Source organism: Paenibacillus odorifer, from assembly GCF_000758725.1.
Lineage (GTDB): Bacteria > Bacillota > Bacilli > Paenibacillales > Paenibacillaceae > Paenibacillus_AQ > Paenibacillus_AQ odorifer.
This window is the reverse complement of sequence record NZ_CP009428.1, coordinates 4,805,997-4,827,025: the sequence shown is the minus strand read 5'-3', so window position 1 is coordinate 4,827,025 and position 21,029 is coordinate 4,805,997. Positions and strand designations below refer to the sequence as shown.

General features: G+C 44.3%; 19 protein-coding genes. 15 read left to right on the top strand and 4 right to left on the bottom strand.

Going from position 1 to position 21,029, the window contains the following annotated elements:
- Positions 1-8: 8 nt before the first annotated feature.
- A complete protein-coding gene (locus PODO_RS21145) occupies positions 9-1,778 on the bottom strand; it encodes a sensor histidine kinase (RefSeq protein ID WP_036682901.1) in 1,770 nt (589 codons plus the stop codon).
- A 346-nt stretch (positions 1,779-2,124) separates the two neighbouring features.
- Between PODO_RS21145 and PODO_RS21140 the strand changes: the two genes are divergently transcribed.
- The 8 genes from PODO_RS21140 (at position 2,125) to PODO_RS21105 (ending at position 11,699) form a co-directional block, all read left to right on the top strand.
- Positions 2,125-4,356 carry a stalk domain-containing protein gene (locus PODO_RS21140; RefSeq protein WP_038572549.1) on the top strand — a complete coding sequence of 744 codons (2,232 nt, stop codon included), beginning with the start codon at positions 2,125-2,127 and terminating at the stop codon, positions 4,354-4,356.
- Between the two features lie 220 nt (positions 4,357-4,576).
- Complete coding sequence (locus PODO_RS21135; protein WP_036682896.1) at positions 4,577-5,038, top strand: Fur family transcriptional regulator; 462 nt, start codon at positions 4,577-4,579, stop codon at positions 5,036-5,038.
- Positions 5,039-5,040: 2 nt separating this feature from the next.
- Positions 5,041-5,304, top strand: a complete 264-nt coding sequence (gene yidD / locus PODO_RS21130; protein ID WP_036682893.1) for a membrane protein insertion efficiency factor YidD — start codon at positions 5,041-5,043, stop codon at positions 5,302-5,304.
- A gap of 348 nt (positions 5,305-5,652) precedes the next feature.
- On the top strand, positions 5,653-7,665 hold the full coding sequence (gene metG, locus PODO_RS21125; RefSeq protein ID WP_038572547.1) for a methionine--tRNA ligase: 2,013 nt from the start codon (positions 5,653-5,655) through the stop codon (positions 7,663-7,665).
- 199 nt (positions 7,666-7,864) lie between these two features.
- On the top strand, positions 7,865-8,863 hold the full coding sequence (locus tag PODO_RS21120; protein ID WP_052097222.1) for a metal ABC transporter solute-binding protein, Zn/Mn family: 999 nt from the start codon (positions 7,865-7,867) through the stop codon (positions 8,861-8,863).
- 34 nt (positions 8,864-8,897) lie between these two features.
- Positions 8,898-9,647, top strand: coding sequence for a metal ABC transporter ATP-binding protein (locus PODO_RS21115; protein ID WP_036682888.1), 750 nt, complete (start codon positions 8,898-8,900; stop codon positions 9,645-9,647).
- A 343-nt stretch (positions 9,648-9,990) separates the two neighbouring features.
- Positions 9,991-10,794, top strand: a complete 804-nt coding sequence (locus PODO_RS21110) for a metal ABC transporter permease (protein WP_036682884.1) — start codon at positions 9,991-9,993, stop codon at positions 10,792-10,794.
- Between the two features lie 191 nt (positions 10,795-10,985).
- Positions 10,986-11,699 (top strand): cytochrome c biogenesis CcdA family protein, encoded by a 714-nt coding sequence (locus tag PODO_RS21105; protein ID WP_036682883.1) that lies wholly within the window; start codon positions 10,986-10,988, stop codon positions 11,697-11,699.
- Between the two features lie 20 nt (positions 11,700-11,719).
- On the opposite strand, the gene splB is transcribed toward PODO_RS21105, so the two are convergent.
- On the bottom strand, positions 11,720-12,796 hold the full coding sequence (splB, locus tag PODO_RS21100; RefSeq protein ID WP_036682882.1) for a spore photoproduct lyase: 1,077 nt from the start codon (positions 12,794-12,796) through the stop codon (positions 11,720-11,722).
- A gap of 193 nt (positions 12,797-12,989) precedes the next feature.
- Here splB and mntR point away from each other — a divergent pair, with 193 nt between their 5' ends.
- The 3 genes from mntR to PODO_RS21085 all read left to right on the top strand — a co-directional run bounded on the left by mntR (position 12,990) and on the right by PODO_RS21085 (position 16,385).
- Positions 12,990-13,415, top strand: coding sequence for a transcriptional regulator MntR (gene mntR / locus PODO_RS21095; RefSeq protein ID WP_036682880.1), 426 nt, complete (start codon positions 12,990-12,992; stop codon positions 13,413-13,415).
- 263 nt (positions 13,416-13,678) lie between these two features.
- Complete coding sequence (locus PODO_RS21090) at positions 13,679-15,367, top strand: family 10 glycosylhydrolase (protein ID WP_038572545.1); 1,689 nt, start codon at positions 13,679-13,681, stop codon at positions 15,365-15,367.
- A gap of 88 nt (positions 15,368-15,455) precedes the next feature.
- On the top strand, positions 15,456-16,385 hold the full coding sequence (locus PODO_RS21085; RefSeq protein WP_038572543.1) for a patatin-like phospholipase family protein: 930 nt from the start codon (positions 15,456-15,458) through the stop codon (positions 16,383-16,385).
- Positions 16,386-16,472: 87 nt separating this feature from the next.
- Here PODO_RS21085 and PODO_RS21080 read toward each other — a convergent pair whose 3' ends face one another.
- The gene (locus tag PODO_RS21080; RefSeq protein ID WP_036682871.1) at positions 16,473-16,811 is read right to left on the bottom strand and encodes a hypothetical protein; all 339 of its coding nucleotides are present in this window, start codon (positions 16,809-16,811) and stop codon (positions 16,473-16,475) included.
- 7 nt (positions 16,812-16,818) lie between these two features.
- The gene (locus tag PODO_RS21075) at positions 16,819-17,766 is read right to left on the bottom strand and encodes a DUF1385 domain-containing protein (RefSeq protein WP_094901946.1); all 948 of its coding nucleotides are present in this window, start codon (positions 17,764-17,766) and stop codon (positions 16,819-16,821) included.
- Between the two features lie 206 nt (positions 17,767-17,972).
- Here PODO_RS21075 and PODO_RS21070 point away from each other — a divergent pair, with 206 nt between their 5' ends.
- The 4 genes from PODO_RS21070 to PODO_RS21055 all read left to right on the top strand — a co-directional run bounded on the left by PODO_RS21070 (position 17,973) and on the right by PODO_RS21055 (position 20,910).
- Complete coding sequence (locus tag PODO_RS21070) at positions 17,973-18,464, top strand: YqhR family membrane protein (RefSeq protein ID WP_036682865.1); 492 nt, start codon at positions 17,973-17,975, stop codon at positions 18,462-18,464.
- Positions 18,465-18,538: 74 nt separating this feature from the next.
- Positions 18,539-19,609 (top strand): M24 family metallopeptidase, encoded by a 1,071-nt coding sequence (locus PODO_RS21065; RefSeq protein ID WP_036682862.1) that lies wholly within the window; start codon positions 18,539-18,541, stop codon positions 19,607-19,609.
- A gap of 47 nt (positions 19,610-19,656) precedes the next feature.
- Positions 19,657-20,214 carry an elongation factor P gene (efp, locus tag PODO_RS21060; RefSeq protein WP_038572538.1) on the top strand — a complete coding sequence of 186 codons (558 nt, stop codon included), beginning with the start codon at positions 19,657-19,659 and terminating at the stop codon, positions 20,212-20,214.
- Positions 20,215-20,361: 147 nt separating this feature from the next.
- Positions 20,362-20,910: a dihydrofolate reductase family protein gene (locus PODO_RS21055; protein ID WP_036682857.1), complete on the top strand. Its 549-nt coding sequence runs from the start codon at positions 20,362-20,364 to the stop codon at positions 20,908-20,910.
- Positions 20,911-21,029 lie beyond the last annotated feature (119 nt).

The window sequence follows — 21,029 nt, the reverse complement described above, 5'->3', positions numbered from 1 at the left end:
GTGCCTCCTTAACTTTGATCATACTGTAATGGAACAGTGACTTTCACAAATAAGCCACCAAGCTCGCTTGTTGATAGCTGTAGACCAAATTCCTGTCCGTAGATCAGCTCTATGCGATGATTTAGATTGGATAGTCCAATTCCGGTATGAAGCAGCTTCTCCGGATTAACCTCACCGCCGACTAATGCGTCTGCCATACTTTCCTCGCTCATGCCGTCCCCGTTGTCTTCTACAGTTAACACCAGAGATGTTCCTTCACTATAGGCACGTATGCGAATTAGCCATACTTCCCGAAGTGTGGGTTCAAGTCCATGAGTAATGGCATTTTCGACAAGTGGCTGAAGGGTTAATTTCATAAGCTGGCCATTCATAACCTCAGGATTTACAAAAAGATCAATCTGCAATTTGTCCTCGTAGCGCAGCTTCTGGAGAAAAATGAACCGTTCTAATTGCTTTAAATCCTCCTCAACTGTAACGAATTCGGATCCGCGGTCAATGCTATAGCGGAGCAGGTCACTTAGAGCGAGTACCATTTGGGACTCTTCCTGCATGCGTTTGTTGGCGAGCGACCAATAGATTGTATTCAAAGTGTTATAAAGGAAATGCGGGCGGAATTGCGCTTTGAGTGCTACGATCTGAGCTTGCTTTTCACTGATCTGCTTGCTGGATAGGTCAGCGATAGTATGATCCAGGTTTTGGAGCATCGAATTATAGCTTGAATAAAGGATAGCCATTTCTTTGTTCATGGTTGTTTTTACAAAAGGTAAAGTAGTTCCCCGTTCGACATTGCTCAGCTTGGTTGCCAGATTACGAAGGGGCTTGGATAGGGTCCAAGAGAAAAAGAAAGTGAATAGTAGGGCAGCGCCCATCCCCAGCAGGCCAATTAAAATAATATTCCGGCGAATCGTATTTAAATCTTTGACAGCGTCTTTAGAATCAATGTAAGCAAAAACGCTCCACTCGCTATAGTCGGAATAGGCATAGGATACGAATAGATTGCGTGAGTTTATTTTTTGTGGAATGATTCTGGCTTTATGATTGCTGAATTGTTTTAGAAGCCCGTCGTTCATATAGAGTCCAATTTCTTTTGGATCTGTGGAATAGACAATGGTATTAAATGAATCAACAACTTGGATTTTCTCATTTTTGCCGAGGTGAAATTGGCTGACAGCGTTATGGATAACCTCGACAGGGAGGACAAGAAACAGGGTTCCTAACCGGTTTAGATCATTCCAATCATTAATTTGTCTGGCACCCATCACCACAGGGATATTACCGTTCTGCCATACATCTACACCGAACCAGACCATTCGGCCTTTATTCTGTGCTATAGCCGGAAACCAATAAGCATCACGGATTTCCTTTTCGCTGTCCCAGATGACCTTTAAGGAACTGCTGTTGGTATACACCTGATCATCGGACAGCCCGAGCAGCTTGAACTGGATGTCAGAGTTTATGGAACGTGTCTGTTGATCTATGTAACGAGTAATTTCCATGGCGTCTGTACGAGGTGAACGTGACAACGCTAAGTCTCCCAAGGTTTCTTGAATCAAGGGACTGAACATGATCGTAGAAGAAAGCTTATCGTTATCCTGAAGAATTGCGTCCATTTTACCTTGAAGTTGCTTGACGGATTCCAGGATATATTGGTTGGAGCGGTTTAAAACAGCTTGAGAGGAAGAGCGGTAGGACAAAAAAATGGTGAATCCTACGATGGTGAAGATGATTAGAGAGAAGCCCATGATTAATTGAACGAGGATGGAGATTTTTTTGGACATGTTATCCCTCGCATGTAAAAGATATTCTTCCATACATTGTAACAAAAGCAAATGAAAGCGAATATAGTCAGACGAAAAATAAACATATTTATAGAAAAAATCTCATTTTTTTCAGGGGAAACAGCGTGGTTGTAGAATGTTATTTAATACAGCGTTAATCTTTCTTTACTTAATAATGAAACTTTTTATGGTGGCATGCGTCTAATACTATGTTTGTTATGACGATCGTGGCAAAAGCTTTTTGCCGCCCTATCGTGGGTGGTAGCATTTTGCGGGGAATATAAGAGGAGTATGAAAAAGATAGAGTCCTACTTATATTTACAAATAGGAGCAGAGGAGTTATATCATGGATTTGAAAAAGTTAACGTTAGTTGCTGTTTTGGCTGTATCTCAGGCCGCCTCGGCAGTGCCGGCTTTTGCTGAAGCTGTCAATAATACCCCAAGTAATACTACTGTAATAGGGACAGTTGTTTCAGCTGCGCCGGAGGTAATGCCAGAATCTACCGATCCATTGCCGCCATTGCCGACGGAGACGCCAGGAGGAGTAGTGTCACCAACACCAACTCCTATTCCTGCAGAGACAGTTGATCCTACGACTACTGTTGAACCTACAGCAACAATTGAACCTACTGCAACACCGCTTCCAACTGCAACACCTGGAGTTACTACAGAACCTACTACAACAACAGATGGTGCTCGTGCTGCGGCTAGCAATCAGCTTATCCTTATGATGAACAGCAACAAAATGTATCAGAACGGCCAGGAATATTTAGCTAATCAGCCTATGGCAGTGAAAAACGGCGTGTCCTACGTTTCGATCCGGGCTATGGTAGAACGTGTAGGTGTGAAATACGTTTATGATTATAAAACGAAAGAAACCATTGTTACCAAGGGAAGCGACGTTATGCGCTTTAAGACCGACAGCAAGGTCTATACAGTTAATGGTGAAAAGAAGACAATGAAAGGTCCAGCTTACCAATACAAGGGTACTTTCATGGTTCCATTGACATCCATAACTGGGGCACTGGGCATTCCTTACACCGTTGATAATGTACAAAAGCGGGTAATCCTTACATTAAACAACAAACCTAAAGCTTCTTTCACAGTGCCAACTGAAATTTACGCCGGCGAACCAGTGACCTTCGTTACCTCCAGCTCGTCACCAAATGGTGTAGCTATTGTGGATGAAAGCTGGGGAGGTAACAAGCAGGATATCTATGATCAACCAGGATATTATGTAGTAACCTATTCCGTAATGGATGCGAATCAACAGTGGAGTGATCCTTACTCCATGACCATCACAGTGCTTAAACCTAATACACCTCCAGTTGCTAATTTCACTACAGACAAGGATTCATATAAGATGGGTGAAATGATTACTTATACCGATCTAAGTAACGATCCTGATGGTGATGAAATTACCGTAACTTGGACGAACAAAGCAGAAGCTTTCTTTACTCCGGGTCCAGCGACAATTGCTGTCCAAGTAAAAGATTCACATGGCGCGATCAGTACCTTTGAGAAAACCGTTAATATTTCGGATGAAATCTTGTACAGTAAAGAAGATTTCAACAGATTATTTGCATCTCCGGGCAGTGTGTTTAGCATCGATGGATCGATGGTTCCTACTTGGCAGCAAGTAGCTTATAATCTTTCTTCCGAGCCTTATAAACTAATTCGCAGCAACAGCCCAGAAACGGTGTATACAGAAGGTGTTACTTACCGTGAGACTTCATTAGGTAAAACCCGCTTCTTGATTCACCACAAGAATAACCTGAATATTAAAGCTAAAGTGTATGTGATTGCTACGAATAACAATCTTTACCCAACTACGCTTACAACAGAATATGTTGGCTTTGCAGGCCCAAGCACATATCCTGAAGGTACAGGTAAAATGTCTGTAGAACGTTATTGGAAATCTATGCTTACAAATGAGCATTATAAAACGATTGTTCTGCAACCCGGGGAAAGCGTCTCAATTCTGACGGATCTAAACCAAATTGCGATGAAACCAAGTGAAATTGTTTCACTGCAAGCGGACTTATTTAGTGATTATCCAATCGATTATAATGTCATGTTAATTGATGCGAATAAAGATCCACTGACTACACTTCCAACACTTCCAGTTCTGGATCAAGACGGAGTGCATAATCGGGGAACTTACGAAGATTCTACTCGTATTATCACGGTTACCGATGAGGTAGGAAAAACCCCTGCAAAACTTCTGCTAGGCGATAATTCCAGTGATAAGAACCTGGCTGGCGTAGACCCAATGGCAGGTACGGAAGCATCCAATGCCGGTAATTTCGGGGTATTATACAAGATCAGATTCGAAAATGTTGCACCAAACTCCTTGATTACGTTTAATCCACGTGGCGGTAACTATATGGGGCCGGTTATGGTTAATAATCAAATCGTGCATATGCCAAGCGTGGGAAGTCTTGCTAATGCTGATATGAACAGTGTGGTTTATCGTAGTGGTGAGTATGGCGGCAGTGTGGAGATTTTGTTCACAGCAGCTTCAGGCAGTAACTTGCCGGTCAATTTCCTCATCACTCCACTTCCAGCAAAGAAATAACAGAATAGGAATATCCCTATAAGCTCTATTGGGGAATTATCTACAATAAAGGCCCGGCTGAATATTCCGTAAAGGAATACGCAGCCGGGCTTTTGTTTAAATATAATAATTCATTGGTTATGTAGGGGTGCTTCATTGTGCTTCATTGACGGGGCATTTATTTTGGGGCATTATTAAGAGAGTGAAATATAAATGAACTGATCTTATGGGAGATGAGCGTATGCTGTCGACAGAACAAATATTAGAAGTCATGTCGGGGCAAGGACTGCGAATCACCGACCAACGCAAAACGCTTGCCCAGTTATTCGGCGAGAATAAGGGATATTTGTCAGCGAAGGATGTATATGAGCATATGGGCCGCAAGTATAGCGGGCTTAGCTTTGATACGGTGTACCGCAATCTTCGTGTAATGGAAGAGCTTGGTGTGCTTGAACAGATTGTCTTTGAAGACGGAGTGAAGTTCAAGGGAAGCTGCAATCATCAGGATCATCACCATCATATGATCTGCCTTCAATGCCAAAAGACCTACCCGATTAATTTCTGCCCGATGAATTTAACGGATACACCCGATCAATTCCGGGTAGTCAAGCATAAATTTGAGGTGTTCGGTTATTGCAAAGAATGTGAAGAGAACCGGGAAGAAGAACTAGTTGCAGCATCAGATAAACAAAAGGGACTTTAGAAATGGTGACCCTACGCAGAACGATTCAGGCGCCTATTCGGGTGTACCGCAGGTACATTTCCCCTATTAAACCAGCAACCTGTCGCTTCTATCCAACCTGCTCTGCCTATGCCTTGGAAGCCATTGAAGTCCATGGTCCACTGAAAGGCTCATGGCTTGCAGCTAAGCGGATTGCCAGATGTCATCCCTTTCATCCTGGAGGACTTGATCCTGTGCCGCCGCTTCAAGATGAATCTGCTGAGAAGGATTCTGCCCCTGCGACTTGACATGGTGCCTTACCTTTGGGTATATTCACAAGTAATAGTATGAATTCCGAAGAACGGATAAGTAAATCGTTACGTCCATTACAGAGAGCCGGAATGTGCTGAAAGCCGGTATGGAGCGTTAGATTGAATATGGTCCGGGAGGAACTGTGTTCGAGCGGGGACTGCAATTGAGGTTCACGTAAGATAACAGCGTGATCCAGCGTTAATGGACAGTTCCCGCGAGGGAACTGGCGAAGCCTGTGCTCTGTGAAGAGACAGGAAATTTGGGTGGTATCGCGTGAGTTATACTCTCGCCCCATTATGGGGACGGGAGTTTTTTGTTTTTTAATAAGAAAGGATGATTACCGAATGAGTGAGAAAAAAACGTTTTACCTAACGACACCAATTTATTATCCGAGTGACAAGCTACATATCGGACATGCTTATTCAACCGTGGCAGGAGACGCAATGGCCCGTTACAAACGTCTGCGCGGCTACGAAGTGCGTTATCTAACCGGTACAGACGAACATGGACAAAAGATTGAGCGGAAGGCAGAGGAAGCAGGAAAGACCCCTCAGCAGTTCGTAGACGACATTGTTGTTGGTATTAAGGAGCTATGGCGCAAGCTGGACATTTCGAACGATGACTTCATCCGTACTACGGAAGAGCGTCATAAAAAAGTGGTACAGGATATTTTTGATCGGTTGCTGCAGCAAGGAGATATCTATAAAGGTGAATATGAGGGCTGGTATAGTATCCCAGATGAAACCTTTTACACAGAAACGCAATTAGTTGATATTGTGCGTGATGATAACGGTGTGATTACTGGTGCAAAAAGCCCAGATAGCGGCCACCCGGTTGAGCTGGTGAAGGAAGCAAGTTATTTCTTCCGGATGAGTAAATATGCGGATCGGTTACTGCAATTTTACGAGGAGAATCCAGAGTTTATTTTGCCGGAATCCCGTAAGAACGAAATGATTAACAATTTCATCAAGCCCGGACTGGAAGACCTGGCAGTTTCCCGCACAACCTTTGATTGGGGTGTAAAAGTTAAGGGCGACGAGAAGCATGTCGTGTACGTGTGGATTGATGCTTTGACTAACTATATTACTGCTCTGGGTTATGGTTCCGAGGATCGCACCTTGTATGACAAGTTCTGGCCCGCGGATGTACACATCGTTGGTAAAGAAATTGTTCGTTTCCATACAATTTACTGGCCGATCATTCTGATGGCGCTTGGTGAACCCCTTCCGAAAAAGGTATTTGCCCATGGCTGGTTGCTCATGAAAGATGGAAAAATGTCGAAATCTAAAGGTAACGTAGTTGATCCTGTGACACTGATTGATCGTTATGGCTTGGATGCATTACGATATTACCTGCTGCGCGAAGTACCGTTTGGTTCTGATGGCACGTTCACACCGGAAAGCTTTGTAGACCGGGTTAACTATGACCTTGCCAACGACCTTGGTAACCTGTTGAACCGTACAGGGGCTATGGTTGAAAAGTATTTTGCAGGCGAGATTCCGGCATATGACGGGAATGTAACAGCATTTGATGGTGAGCTTCAAGCTGCAGCTGAGAATACTTATGCCAAAGTAGAAGAAGCTATGGAAAAAATGGAGTTCTCCGTGGCGCTGACAGCTATCGGAACATTCATTAGCCGCACCAACAAATATATCGATGAGACCCAACCTTGGGTACTTGCCAAAGATGAAAATAGAACTGCCGAGTTGGCTTCTGTGATGAGACATCTTGTGGAAGGTCTGCGTACTGCTTCAATCCTGCTGCAGCCGTTCTTGACACAAACACCAGCGAAGATCTGGGAACAGCTGGGTATTGAGCCTGGTGAGTTAACGACTTGGGATAGCGGTAAGACTTTTGGCCTGATTCCGGCGGGAACAAAGCTGGTGAAAGGCAATCCAATCTTCCCGCGTCTGGATGTGGAGCAAGAGGTAGCTTATATTGCCGAGGCTATGGGCGCTGGCAAAGCTGCGGCTGAAGTGGCGGAAGCGGCTGCTCCTGCTGCTGCGGACTCCGAGCCAGTGGAAGAGCATAAAGAGGAAATCGGCATTGACGATTTCGCTAAAGCAGAGCTGCGTGTTGCTCAAGTTATTGCTGCAGAGCCAGTGAAAAAAGCTGACAAGCTGCTGAAGCTGCAACTGGATCTGGGTTATGAGCAACGGCAAGTGGTTTCTGGTATCGCGAAATTCTATACACCGGAAGAGCTGGTAGGACGTAAAGTGATCTGTATCGTAAACCTTAAGCCAGTGAAGCTACGTGGGGAGTTGTCCCAAGGGATGATTTTGGCGGCTTCTAAAGGTGACCAGCTAACGATCGCTACCGTGCCGGACAGCATGCCAAACGGAGCAGTAGTGAAATAAGACAATACTGTTGTAGAAATTTTTTAATGAGGTTGTTTGATCAAGGGAATGCTTCTTCAGCCGGGTTGGCTGAGGGAACATTCCTTTTTTATTAAAGGCGATATTGCCGTTTCTTTTTGGATACTTTGTTGACTTATCGTAACGATTACTATTATACTACTAATAGTAAAATTTACGATTTGAGGGGTAGATCAATATAATGGCAGCAATGAAATCGCGTATAAGTTTGCTCGTCCTTGCACTGGTACTGGTATTTACACTAAGTGCATGCGGACCTAAGAGCAGTGGAAGTATAGTTGAAGGGAAAGTAAATGTAGTTACAACCTTTTATCCTATTTACGAGTTTGCTAAGGAGATTGGCGGGGAAGATATCAATGCTATTAACCTGCTTCCAGTGGGTGTGGAGCCACATGATTGGACACCGCGCAGTCAAGACATTATCAACACTTCTAAGGCACAGCTATTTCTATATAACGGTGCAGGCTTAGAAGGCTGGGTTCCTAACTTTTTAAAAGGCCTTGATAGCAGCAGTAAAGTTAAGGCGGTTGAAGTAAGCCAAGGTATTGATTATATCATGACCGATGAAGATGACGGGCATGATCATGGGGCAAGTGAGGAAGAGTCTCATCAAAATGAGGATACGGATCATAACAGTAATGCCTCAGGAGACAGCCTGCATACGGACCCGCATACTTGGGTAAGTCCAAAATCAGCCATTACTATGGCTCAGAATATTAAAGAAAGCCTTCAGTCCGTGGATCCTGAGCATAAAGAAGGTTATGAAGAGCGTTACAATAAGCTTGCTGAACGTCTGCAGGCATTAGATAGTAAATTCAAAGAGGAGCTTGCTAAGCTGCCCAACCATAAGATCGTAGTATCACATCAGGCTTTCTCTTACCTTGCCCGTGATTATGGATTGGATCAGCATGCGATTATGGGACTTTCGCCGGACGCCGAGCCGCGCGGACAGGATTTAGTGAAGCTTGCGAAAATGGTAAAAGATGAAAGTATTAAGTATATCTTTTTTGAAGAGCTTGTCTCCGATAAACTGGCTAAGACACTTGCAGCCGAAGCGGGCGTTTCCACTATGGTGCTTAATCCGGTAGAGGGACTTACTGCGGAGCAAGAGAAGAACGGAGATAATTACTTCACTCTGATGGAGAAAAATTTGCAAAATCTGATTATGGCCTTACAATAATAAGGAAAGTATAAGGGAAAGGCGGTACTTAAGCATGCAATCGGTATCCTTGGACTGCCATCAGCATATCATCGATATACAGGATCTTTCTTTTTCATATGGGGAACAGAAGGTGATATCGAATCTTAACTATAGTGTAAGAGAACGAGATTTCCTTGGTATCATTGGTTCTAATGGTGCTGGTAAAACAACATTGATGAAAATGATCGTCGGCTTGCTTCCGGCGAGCAGTGGTGAAATTAAATTATTCGGAACGCCTGTCCGCAAGTTTAAAGACTGGGAACGGATCGGATATGTTCCGCAAAAAAATGCTTTCAACCCATTGTTTCCAGCAACGGTGCGTGAAGTAGTTCTGTCAGGGCTATATAATAACAAGAATCTAATCCGCAGAGTATCTAAGGCTCAGCATCGTCAATGTGAGGATGCACTTGAAGTCATGCGGATACAAGATATTGCGGAGAAAAGAGTAGGCCAGCTGTCAGGCGGTCAGCAGCAGCGTGTTTTTCTGGCTCGGGCGCTGATTAACCATCCTGACCTGCTGATTTTGGACGAACCTACGGTGGGTATTGATGCCGAATCACAAGCGGGATTCTTTGAATTAATTACGCATATGCATGCTCATCATCATATGACCTTCCTGATGGTGTCGCATGATATCGACATGATCAAAAATTATTTAGGTCATGAGCCCGTGCAGACAAATGGTAAAATCAACTTTTACTCCCGCCACTCACATGATCTCCAGAATTGCACAGAAGAGAACCTGCAGCACACGCTCTCTTAAGTCATAATTGAACTCTGAATCGCAGCTTTCTCTGCGATTAGAGCTATACATAGTGTGCGAGTGCGGAAGTCGGGGACTCAATCCTAGTTGATCTTAATCTTTCTCGTATCTAGGCACCGCCAGTCTGCAAGCGTGTCCCTTTAGGGACGAAAGCGATCTTCCCCGACCTATCTATGTTCAGTAACACTAACTCCTACGCTAGTTGCACTTAACGGGTGTCCAGAGGGCAGAGCCCTTGGGGCCCTCCCTTGGAAGGGAGGGTTTGGGAGGGATCGAAAAAGGTTTGAAAAAGGTTTGAAAAAGGTTTTAAAATGGTTTGAGTTTGTATGAAGGAGAGTTTAAGTTGGAAATACTATTTAGCGATTTTTTTCAGCGGGCGCTTGCGGGCGGACTGCTGATTGGTATAACGGCGCCGCTTATAGGCGTTTTTCTTGTGCTTAGACGATTATCCATGATTGGTGATACGCTGGCTCATGTTACTATAGCGGGGGTAGCACTCGGTTTTCTAACAGGATTTTATCCGCTGGGCGCAGGCCTTATCTTTGCAGTGGTAGCGTCCTTCGCGATTGAAAAGCTTCGCAAGGCTTATAAGAGTTATGCGGAGCTGTCGATTGCCATTATAATGTCGGGCGGAGTGGCGTTGGCTTCACTCTTTTTCACCTTAGGAAAAGGTTATAATGCTGACGTAATGAGTTATTTGTTCGGCAGCATTTATACGCTCGATAATACTGATTTGATCGTGGTAGGCATAGTGACTATAGCTGTTGTAGTAGTAGTATCGATGTTCTTTAAAGAGTTCTTTTTGCTTAGCTTTGAAGAGGATGCAGCAAGTGTAAGTGGGCTGCCGGTGAAGCTGCTTAACATGCTGATCACCATCCTGACAGCACTTGTGATTAGCACAGCGATCAAGATTGTGGGCTCGCTATTAGTATCTGCTTTGTTGACTATTCCGGTCGCAATCAGCTTATTGCTATCTCGTAGCTTTAAATCCTCGGTCATCCTGGCGGTTATCATTTCGGAGATTGCCGTTGTAGGAGGACTAGTAGTAGCTGGAGTGTGGAATTTGGCTCCCGGTGCAACTATTGTGCTTTTGCTCATATCATTATTGGTATTAACCTTGATCGGTAAAAAGGGATTGCCAGCATAAACAGCGAATTAAGTAATCGGTATCGCATTAGGCAAGCGTAAACGCCTTCGGTGTCCTTGTAAGGACGATAAGCGTTTAGGTGTGAAATATAAGAAAAGTAATAATGAGAAATTAATCCTTTCTTATATTAAAAAAAGGAGCCATAAGCAGCTCCATGAAGTGACTCGAATGCCGGAAGGAGAGCCGCTATTTTGTCTAATATCAATGCAGGAATTGCTTTAGCTGCAGGGGTGGCATCGTTTATATCGCCATGCTGCTTACCGCTGTACCCCTCTTATTTATCGTATATTACCGGGTTATCCGTTCAACAATTAAAATCAGGCAGCAACTCTAAAGAGGTTCGTATACGCACCCTGACTCATACATTGGCATTTATATTAGGTTTTTCTGCTGTTTTTTACACACTTGGTTTTGGGGCTGGGTTATTTGGGCAATTCTTTAATGGCCAGCGTGATCTGATCCGGCAATTGTCGGCGATTCTAATTATTGTAATGGGTTTATTTTTGCTTGGGATTTTTCAGCCCCAGTTTCTACTTCGCGAACGGAAGCTTGATTTAAAATGGAAACCGGCGGGTTATGTGGGCTCCTTTATTTTCGGGATTGGTTTTTCTGCTGGTTGGTCACCTTGTATCGGACCGATTTTGACGGCAATTATTGCACTGTCGGCAAGCGATCCAGGCACTTGGTTTACATTGATTACCGCGTATAGCATCGGATTTGCTTTGCCATTTTTTCTTTTAGCCTTTTTCCTTGGCGGAGTGAAGCGTATCCTCAAGTATTCGAATCTGCTGATGAAGATTGGCGGCGTCCTAATGGTATTTATGGGTGTTTTGCTGTTCACGGATCAAATGTTCCGGATAACAGTGTGGCTACAAGGAATAACGCCGGATTGGCTAATTTTTTAAAATACAAGAACTTTTAGAGCTTAGGTGAAGTAATCAATACCTGCTTCAGGAAAATGCTCGAAAATCCGCTCTGTGATAAATTCTCGCAGGGCGGTTTGCTGTTCATCCGGATAGACATATTTGTTCTGTCCCCAGCGGCCCCATTTCTTTTTACGTTTCTCCATGTCCATTTCTAGTTTAGATTTCGGGTAACGTTTCTCAATTACAGTCTTGGCTGTTTTGGTGAATCGGTGCTGAATCATTTCAAAGGTTAGACCTTTTCCTATTTCCGGCGGGAGGGTCTTGGCTAATTTGGCCAGCAGCTCCGCGTAGCCTTCCTGCCAGCCGTCATACCAAATAATTGGGGCAATGATGAAGCCCAGTGGATAGCCGGCACGTGCGACCTTTCCAGCCGCTTCAATTCGCTCTTCAAACCGCGAGGTAGCAGGCTCGAAATTTTTGATCACATAGTCAGCATTTACGCTAAAACGAATTCTGGTATGTCCGTTATGCTGCAAATCGAGTAGAGGTTCAACATGTTGGTATTTGGTCACAAAGCGCAGGCGGCCAAGGGGCTCCGCTGCCATGAATGTGATGAGTTCTGACAGAGATCCGGTAATATGCTCCAGTCCTAATGGATCTGAGGTACAGGCTGCTTCAAAAGTCGTGATTTCAGGGCTACGCTCCTCGATATATTTTTTGGCGGCGTCAATGATGTCTTCGGTGTTTACATATACACGAATGTAAGGCTTTGCACCTAAAGTAGTCTGCAAATAACAATAATGGCAGTGGCCCATGCAGCCAGTTGCGATCGGAATTGCATAATCTGCGGAGGGTTTGGATTGGTCAAACTTTAAGGTTTTGCGCAGGCCGACTACAAGTGTTCTTTTGGCAATTTTATATTGCTCGACCTCTGTGTCACCCGGGAAATTCATTATGCGGTTATGCGATGTAGTCATGCGATAGGGAATATTGTTAGCCTTCACCCATTCCATGATCCGTTCACCTTTCGGGTAATTTAAAGCATCCGGCTCGAAGAAAACAAGCTCGGGGACAAAAAGGGCTGTAGCTTTTCTGGTTCTCTTTACGGGAGGGGTCTCAGGTGTCACTATAGTCATGAATTCACGCTCCTTCTGAAAGATGAGTAAGTTTATTATGCCTAACTGAGTCTCATTAGAAGCATGGCAATCATGGGTAACTCCTCAGCATGTTCTCTTGAAGGACTTGCCAAGGGGCGTTAGAAACATGTATCATTGTTAGAGCAAGGTTTGGCTCGGCGCCAGGTTCATTATAGAAAAGAGGTAAATTTTAATGCCAACACCCAGCATGGAGGATTATTTGGAGCGCATATATAAGCTCATTGATGAGAAAGGTTATGCGCGGGTCTCGGATATTGCCGAGGGACTGGAAGTACACCCCTCCTCTGTGACCAAGATGATCCAAAAACTGGATAAGGACGAATATCTCATCTATGAGAAATATCGTGGGCTTGTCCTAACCAACAAAGGGAAAAAAGTAGGGAAACGTCTTGTTGATCGTCATCAACTATTGGAAGAATTCCTCGGTTTGATCGGAGTACAGCAGGAATTTATCTATAATGATGTTGAAGGGATCGAGCACCACTTGAGTTGGGATTCGATTACACGTATCGAAACGTTGGTGGAATATTTCCGCCGCGATGAAGAACGTCTGCAGACTTTATATGCTATTCACAATGAACTGGCAAGCGATTCTTGAAATGTTTTTTCCCGAAACGGATACCGTCCTTAAAGTTATGCCCAGCAAGGCTTTGGTGAGCATAAACTACTTGATGGTATAGCCGTTTCTATTTTGTTTAGTGCAACCTTTCCCAGTTTTTAGCGTCAAAACGGATAAGTCCTTTTTCTGGCTGAGACTGATACCGCTCTTTTGAAGGGTGGAATCGGTACATCAACTTGGAGGATTGATCCGTTTTTTCTTTTTTTATTGGATACATATTATTTTAGATTTGGGGAGGAATTATGAATTATCGTAAATGGATGTTGGGATTGCTAGTATTAGTATTGTTTCTGCCTTTATGGTCTCCTGGGGCACGTGCGGCAGCTGTGCAGATTACCATTGAACTGGATGGCGAGGCGCTGGCAAGCGATGTGCCGCCGTATATCACAGCTTCGAATGTAACGATGGTGCCAATTAGCGTCATTAGTAAAGGGTTGAGTGCTGGAGTAGTTTGGAATCAAAGCAGTAAGACAGTTACAATCACGCAAGGAGATACAGAGATCAAGCTGACCAGTGGCCAGAAAAGTGCATTAGTTAATAATGCTTCTGTAGCCCTCGACACCTCAGTACAGATTAAGCAGGGACGGGTTATGGTGCCGCTTCGTTTTGTAAGTGAGCAATTGGGGTTACAGGTTATCTGGGGTCAGACTACCAAACATATTTCTTTGTACTCTAATACAGAGCCGCCGCAGGCTGCTGATCCGGAAACGCCAGCAGTACCTACAGCGACTCCAGTCGTTACGCCAACGCCGACCCCAGCCCCTACAGCGACTCCAAAACCGACCTCGCCAACAGTTCCAAGTATCCCTGGTGCGTCGGCTAACAAGGAGATGAAGGGAGCCTGGATCTCTACAGTATTTAATCTGGACTGGCCTTCAGTAGCTTCTGCAGGTAACGAAGCGAAACAAAAACAAGAATTTGATAATCTGCTGGACAAGCTAAAAGCTGTTGGTTTTAATGCTGTTTTTGTACAGGTTAGAACCTCAGCAGACAGCCTGTACCCTTCTGTTCTAGTTCCTTGGTCTAAGGTGCTGACCGGCACCCAAGGAAAAAATCCGGGTTATGACCCGTTGAGCTATATGGTCAGCGCTGCACATTCACGCGGTATGCAGTTCCATGCATGGTTCAACCCATTCCGCGCGACAACGGATGCTTCTACATCTGCATTAGCAAGTAATCATGTGGCTAAATCAAATCCGGAATGGATTGTAGACGCCGGAGGTAAAAAATACATCAATCCAGGGATCCCAGCAGCCCGCCAGCATATTATCGATACAGTGTTGGAGGTCGTCAAAGGCTATGATGTAGATGGTGTCCATTTGGATGATTATTTCTATCCTTCAGGTGTATCTTTTGCCGACGATACTGCTTATAAGACTTATAACACGAAGAACCTGTCCTCTAAGGCGGATTGGCGCCGCGATAATATCAATGAATTTGTCCGTCAATTGGGAGAACAGATTCATAAGGTGAAACCGAAGGTTTCTTATGGAATTAGTCCGTTTGGTGTATGGCGTAATATCAAAAAAGACAGCACAGGTTCGGATACCACAGCTGGAGTTACCGCTTATGACGATATGTACGCCGATGTTCGGACATGGATCAAGCAAGGCTGGATTGACTATGTAGCACCGCAAATTTATTGGAGTTTGTCCTTTAGCACTGCCCGCTACGATAAGCTAGTAGATTGGTGGGTTAAAGAAGTAGAGAATACGAATGTTAAGCTCTATATTGGGCAAGCTGCTTATAAGGTTGGAGCAAGTGACCAGAAAGCAGAATGGCAAAGTGGCGACCAAATCATCAACCAGCTTAAATATAATGAGAAATATAAAGAGGTTGCAGGCAGTATTATGTTCAGAGCAAATGACATTGTAGTCCGCAATCCGTTTGGATTATCAAATTTGCTGACCTTTTATTTTCAGTCCAAATAAGATAACTGTTCTAGATAAGGAGTCATGAATGCTCCCCCGTGCTCATAGATAAGCAATAGAATCTATGGGAAACGGGGGATTTTCGTGTATGGAGATTAACGCTGTGTTTGAAGGAGGGGGAGTAAAAGGGATTTCTCTCGCTGGAGCAGTTGAAGCCACGGAAAAGGCGGGGCGAACCTTTAAAAAGGTCGCTGGAACCTCCTCAGGCGCGATTGTAGCGACTTTACTGGCTGCGGGTTATGAAGGTGAGGAAATGAGTCGGATTATCCAAGGAACTTCTTTTTCATCGTTTATGAAGCGAGCTCCCATTTATAATACGGCTTGGGTAGGTCCTGCACTGCGAGTGTTATTGAAGAAGGGATTGTATTCGGGTGAAGCCTTGGAATCGTGGATGAGATCGCTTTTGCTTAAAAAGGGAATTATCACTTTTCGTGATCTGCCTCCAGGCAAACTATCTATAATTGCTTCTGACATTACCAATGGCCGGATATTGGTCTTACCAGATGGGTTGGAACAGTATGGAATCTCTCCTGAACATTTTGAGGTGGCTAAGGCTGTCCGTATGAGCTGCAGTATTCCTTATTTTTTTGATCCAGTGATGCTCAGGTTAAATGGACAGTCCGCTAGAGGGAAGTCTTTTATTGAGCAATTTGTATACGTTGTGGACGGAGGATTATTAAGCAATTTTCCTTTATGGCTATTTGACGGGATGAATGAGAATAGTAAAGTGCCGGGGAAAAGAATCCCTACCGTAGGGTATCAAACAGTAGGTAAAACCGACCCGCAGCCCCACAGGATTAGGGGACCATTCAGTATGCTGCAAGCTATGGTCAGTACCATGCTGTCTGCTCATGATGAGAAATATATTGAAAATGATAAATATGTCCGCACAGTAACCATCCCAACGCTTGGTATCGGCACGACCCAATTTAATATTACGAAGATGCAAAGCGACGAATTGTATGCCGCCGGACTGAAAGCAGGGGAAGACTTCTTTAAGGAATGGCGCCCCCGATAACAAGCAAGCTTCATAATATCAGAAAAAAAGCATCCCGCACGTTATTTTGAAACGTGGAGATGCTTTTTTGTGTTTGTCATAATTTAGTTAATGGTACTTCGGAAGCTGATCATCGTTTTTCCCCTTATTTCCTTCGATGACTTGGAAGGGATAACTTTTGCGTTTGCCTGGTGCTGCTTGTGTCTTGCGAATCCCAGCAACCTTGGTCATGGTTTTCTGCGAAGGTTTGACTTTGATTCTAGATCCATTACTGCTGCGAGCGTATTTCCCTGGTCCCATTTTGTAAGCATAATAGATAATCGCTAACAATACTAAGGGGAGAATCAGCTTCGACAGCGTGTAGAAAGGCTCAGTCAAGACTCCAATCACAAAACCGAATATTGCAAGAATTACTGAAATCCAAAAAATTAAAGCATGCCTGATCATAGGACACTCATCCTTTCGCAGGATCCAATATGCCGCCTGACACACTTGCCTCCGTATATCCTCTGGCTTCAATCTCTGCATCAAGCTCACGCATACGATTGAAAGAGGCGATGGATACTTCTACCTGATCATCCTTTGGTTCTTTGGTAGTGAGCAGCTGCAGCCATAGTCCAGGGTATCCCAAGTATTTGAGACCTGGAATTTCTCTTACTGCGTTGGTACCCTTCAGAACCTCAAACGAAACACCGATTACGACAGGAAGCAGAATAATCCGTTGGATCACACGTTCCCAAAGATTATCCCATGGTACTACGGAGTAAATAATAACGCCGAGGATAATCGTCAGCATCATAAAACTGCTTCCGCAGCGGTAATGCAGACGGCTGTATTTCTGAACGTTCTGGACAGTCAGTTCTTCGCCTGCTTCAAAGGCGCTGATGACTTTGTGTTCCGCACCGTGATACTGGAATAGCCGCTTGATCACAGGTGTTTGCGAAATCGCCCATAAATAGACCAGCAAGAGGACCATTTTAATGCCGCCTTCTATGAGGTTGTGCAGTACATAGTTATCAAATGCATTCTTGAATAAAAAATCTTCGACAAATACTGGGACAAGCGTAAAAATGAGCTTTCCGAATAAGAAGGAGAGAATACCCATTACAGCAACGCCAAAAATCATTCCGAGGCTCCAGCCTTCGTCCTTTTTCTTCGGCTTAGCTTTCTCTTTCGCCAGTTCTTCGGGTTCCAATTCATCTTCGGCATAGGATTCAGCCGAATAGTTCAAGTGCTTAGAGCCTTTGGCGCTGGCATCTATAATACTGACAAGGCCGCGAAGCAGCGGAATCTTGCGCAGTTTAGTGACCCAGCTCTTATCGCTTCTTGGCACCTCCAAAAATGTAATCTCCTGATTCTTTCGTCGCACGGCTGTTACATTAATATGCTTGCCGCCGAACATGACGCCTTCAATGACGGCTTGGCCGCCATAGCTGGGAGTTTCCTGGGACAACCAATTCACCTTCCCGTAATTAATATGATTTATATAATACATTGTAACTAATTTTTGAAGACATTACTAGTTGGATCGCCTTTTGCTGCACATACTACCTTATAGGGACAAGGAGAGACAAATCGGTATTAAAATACGGAAAGCGAGGCAATTCTATGAGCAAATCACATCAACAACAATCAGATCATACTAATATTTGGTTTTTTGCGCTCGAATTAGGTTTTTTCGCAGGTTTGATTTGGGGAGGGCTGCACTGGTTAATCTACTGGTTCAGCTTTACCAAGGTTAGTCCTGGTTATTTAGCAGAGCCGTTTTTTAAACATACTTTTCTGACAACAATGTATGGACATCTCGTGGGTTATTTGTTTTTCATCTTATTTTCAGTGATAGCCTCACTGCTATATGTGCTTATTCTGCGCAAGCTGAAGGGACCTTGGCCAGGATTGGTTTATGGTGTTTTGTGGTGGGTAGTTATATTTATTCCCGGCTCGCAAATGTTTCTTATGCAGCCGCCTTTTAAGCTGCCGTGGAACACTGTGATTAGTGAGTTCTGCCTTTTTTTACTTTGGGGGATGTTCATTGGATACACAGCGGCGATTGAGTATACCGACGAACGAAAGCGTGAGCAAGCGACTGCACTTGCCTAACGGCTCGAAAAAACTTCTCAAGGGGATATCCCTATGTTAAAATACAATGTGGCTATTTCGAGAGGAGAATGAAAATGGGTAACGAGCGCGTCTCCAAGCTGCGTAAGGTTTTGCAGGATAAAGGATTGGAAGCAATGTTGATAACCAGCGGTTATAACCGCCGCTATTTAAGTGGATTTACCGGATCGTCCGGTTATGTATTGGTGACAAGCGATGATTGTTATCTGCTAACTGACTTCAGGTACATGACACAGGCTGCGGATCAAGCGGTAGGAGTTAAGGTTGTAGAGCATGGTCCTAAATTTATTGATACAGTACGCGAGTTGCTGCCAACAGGCAGTGAGGTACGTGTTGGTTTCGAACAGGATGATGTCTCATTCAGCGCTTATACCTCATATGCGGAAGCCCTTAAGCCGGCAGTGTTAGTTCCAGTTTCCAAAGCCGTGGAAGACCTCCGTATGTTCAAGGATGCTGAAGAGCTTGCTGTTATGCAACGTGCAGCTGATCTGGCTGATGCTACATTCAATCATATTCTGAATGTGATCAAACCAGGCATGACTGAAAGAGACGTCGATTTGGAAATGGAATTCTATATGCGTACCCACGGGGCAACTGCGTCATCTTTTGATACGATTGTTGCTTCAGGTGAACGTTCGTCCATGCCGCATGGCGTAGCAAGCAGCCGTGTAATTCAAGGTAATGAATTTATTACGCTTGATTTCGGCGCATTACTCGATGGATACTGCTCAGATGTGACTCGTACCATTGCACTCGGAGCTCCAGATCCGAAGCTAAAAGAAATCTATGATATTGTGCTGGAAGCTCAGCTACATACGTTGGCACATATCAAACCGGGTATGACTGGACGGGAATGTGATGCACTGGCACGTGATATCATCGCTAGCTACGGATATGGTGATCAATTTGGACATAGTACGGGTCATGGACTTGGAATGGAAGTTCATGAATGGCCGCGTTTGTCCAAGCTGAGTGACGATATCATGCAGCCGGGAATGGTCGTTACTGTAGAACCAGGTATCTATTTGCCGGGGATTGGCGGAGTACGTATTGAAGACGATATTGTGATCACCGAGAGCGGAATATCGCTGCTGACCCATTCGTCCAAAGAATATACAGTACTGTAAGTAAGAAAAAGTAGTGGTTTAATTATCGAATTCAGGAGGGATTTTTAGTGATTTCAGTAAACGATTTTAAGACAGGCTTGACCGTAGAGGTGGACGGTGATATTTTTACCGTTCTTGATTTCCAGCACGTTAAACCAGGTAAAGGTGCAGCGTTCGTTCGCTCTAAGCTGAAAAACCTGCGCAATGGTAACACTGTCGAGCGTACTTTCCGTGCAGGTGAAACTATTGGCCGTGCTATTATTGAGAACCGTGGCGTGCAATATTTGTATGCAAGCGGATCTGAGCATGCTTTCATGGACAACGAAACCTATGACCAATTCGAATTGTCCAGCAAGCAGCTTGAATGGGAATTGAACTTCCTTAAAGAGAACATGACTGTAAACATCATCAGTTACCAAGGTGAAATCCTTGGGATCAACCTGCCTACCAGCGTAGAGCTGAAGGTTGTTGAAACTGAGCCAGGTGTGAAGGGAAATACAGCTCAAGGCGCTACTAAATCGGCCAAGCTTGAAACAGGTCATTCTGTACAAGTTCCTTTGTTCATCAATGAAGGAGATGTGCTGCTTATTGATACTCGCGAAGGTAAATATATCTCCCGCGCGTAGGAAGCATCATACTTGCTGAACTTATAACCAATCAGCCTCCCCCGTTATTACGGTGGGGGGTTTTTGGTATATAAACGAGGATGCATGAGGAACAGTATGGGTGTGGGATATTATACTTACGAATTAAAGGATTAGAAGGAGGCGCATATGAGAAAATTAATTATATCTCAGTTCATATCCCTTGATGGTGTTATGGAAAATCCACAATGGACCTTCTCATTCGGAAGTGAAGAACAGGAGCATTTCAAATTTGCTGAACTGAAAGCTGCTGACGCTCTAATGTTAGGACGGACAACCTACGAAGGTTTTGCAGAGGCTTGGCCAAATATGGTTGAGCAGACGGGTGAGTACGGTGAAATGATGAATGGATACGCTAAGTACGTAGTCTCCACAACTCTCGAAGAAACAACATGGAGCAATTCAAGCTTGATCAAGGGCGATCTTGTTCAGGAGGTGTCCAAGCTGAAGGAGCAGCCGGGGAGAGATATTCTCGTTTTTGGCAGTCGTACGCTTGCGCAGAGCCTCATGCAGCTTGGCCTTGTCGATGAATATCAGCTTCTGGTCTTCCCGATTCTGCTGGGTAGTGGTCAGCGCCTGTTCGATAACGTTGGTGAAGAGAAGACGTTGGAGCTAGTGGACTCCAAAAGATTCAGCTCTGGAGTGATGGCCCTGACTTATCGACCTGCTTCTCAATAAAAAACTGGAAGACGGGTGAAATGAGGTCAGCTAGTGTCTTGAAGCTGACCTTATCTTTTTGTTAGCTTCTGGAAAATCAATAATTTTTTAATGAAATCATTAACGCATTACGCTATTTT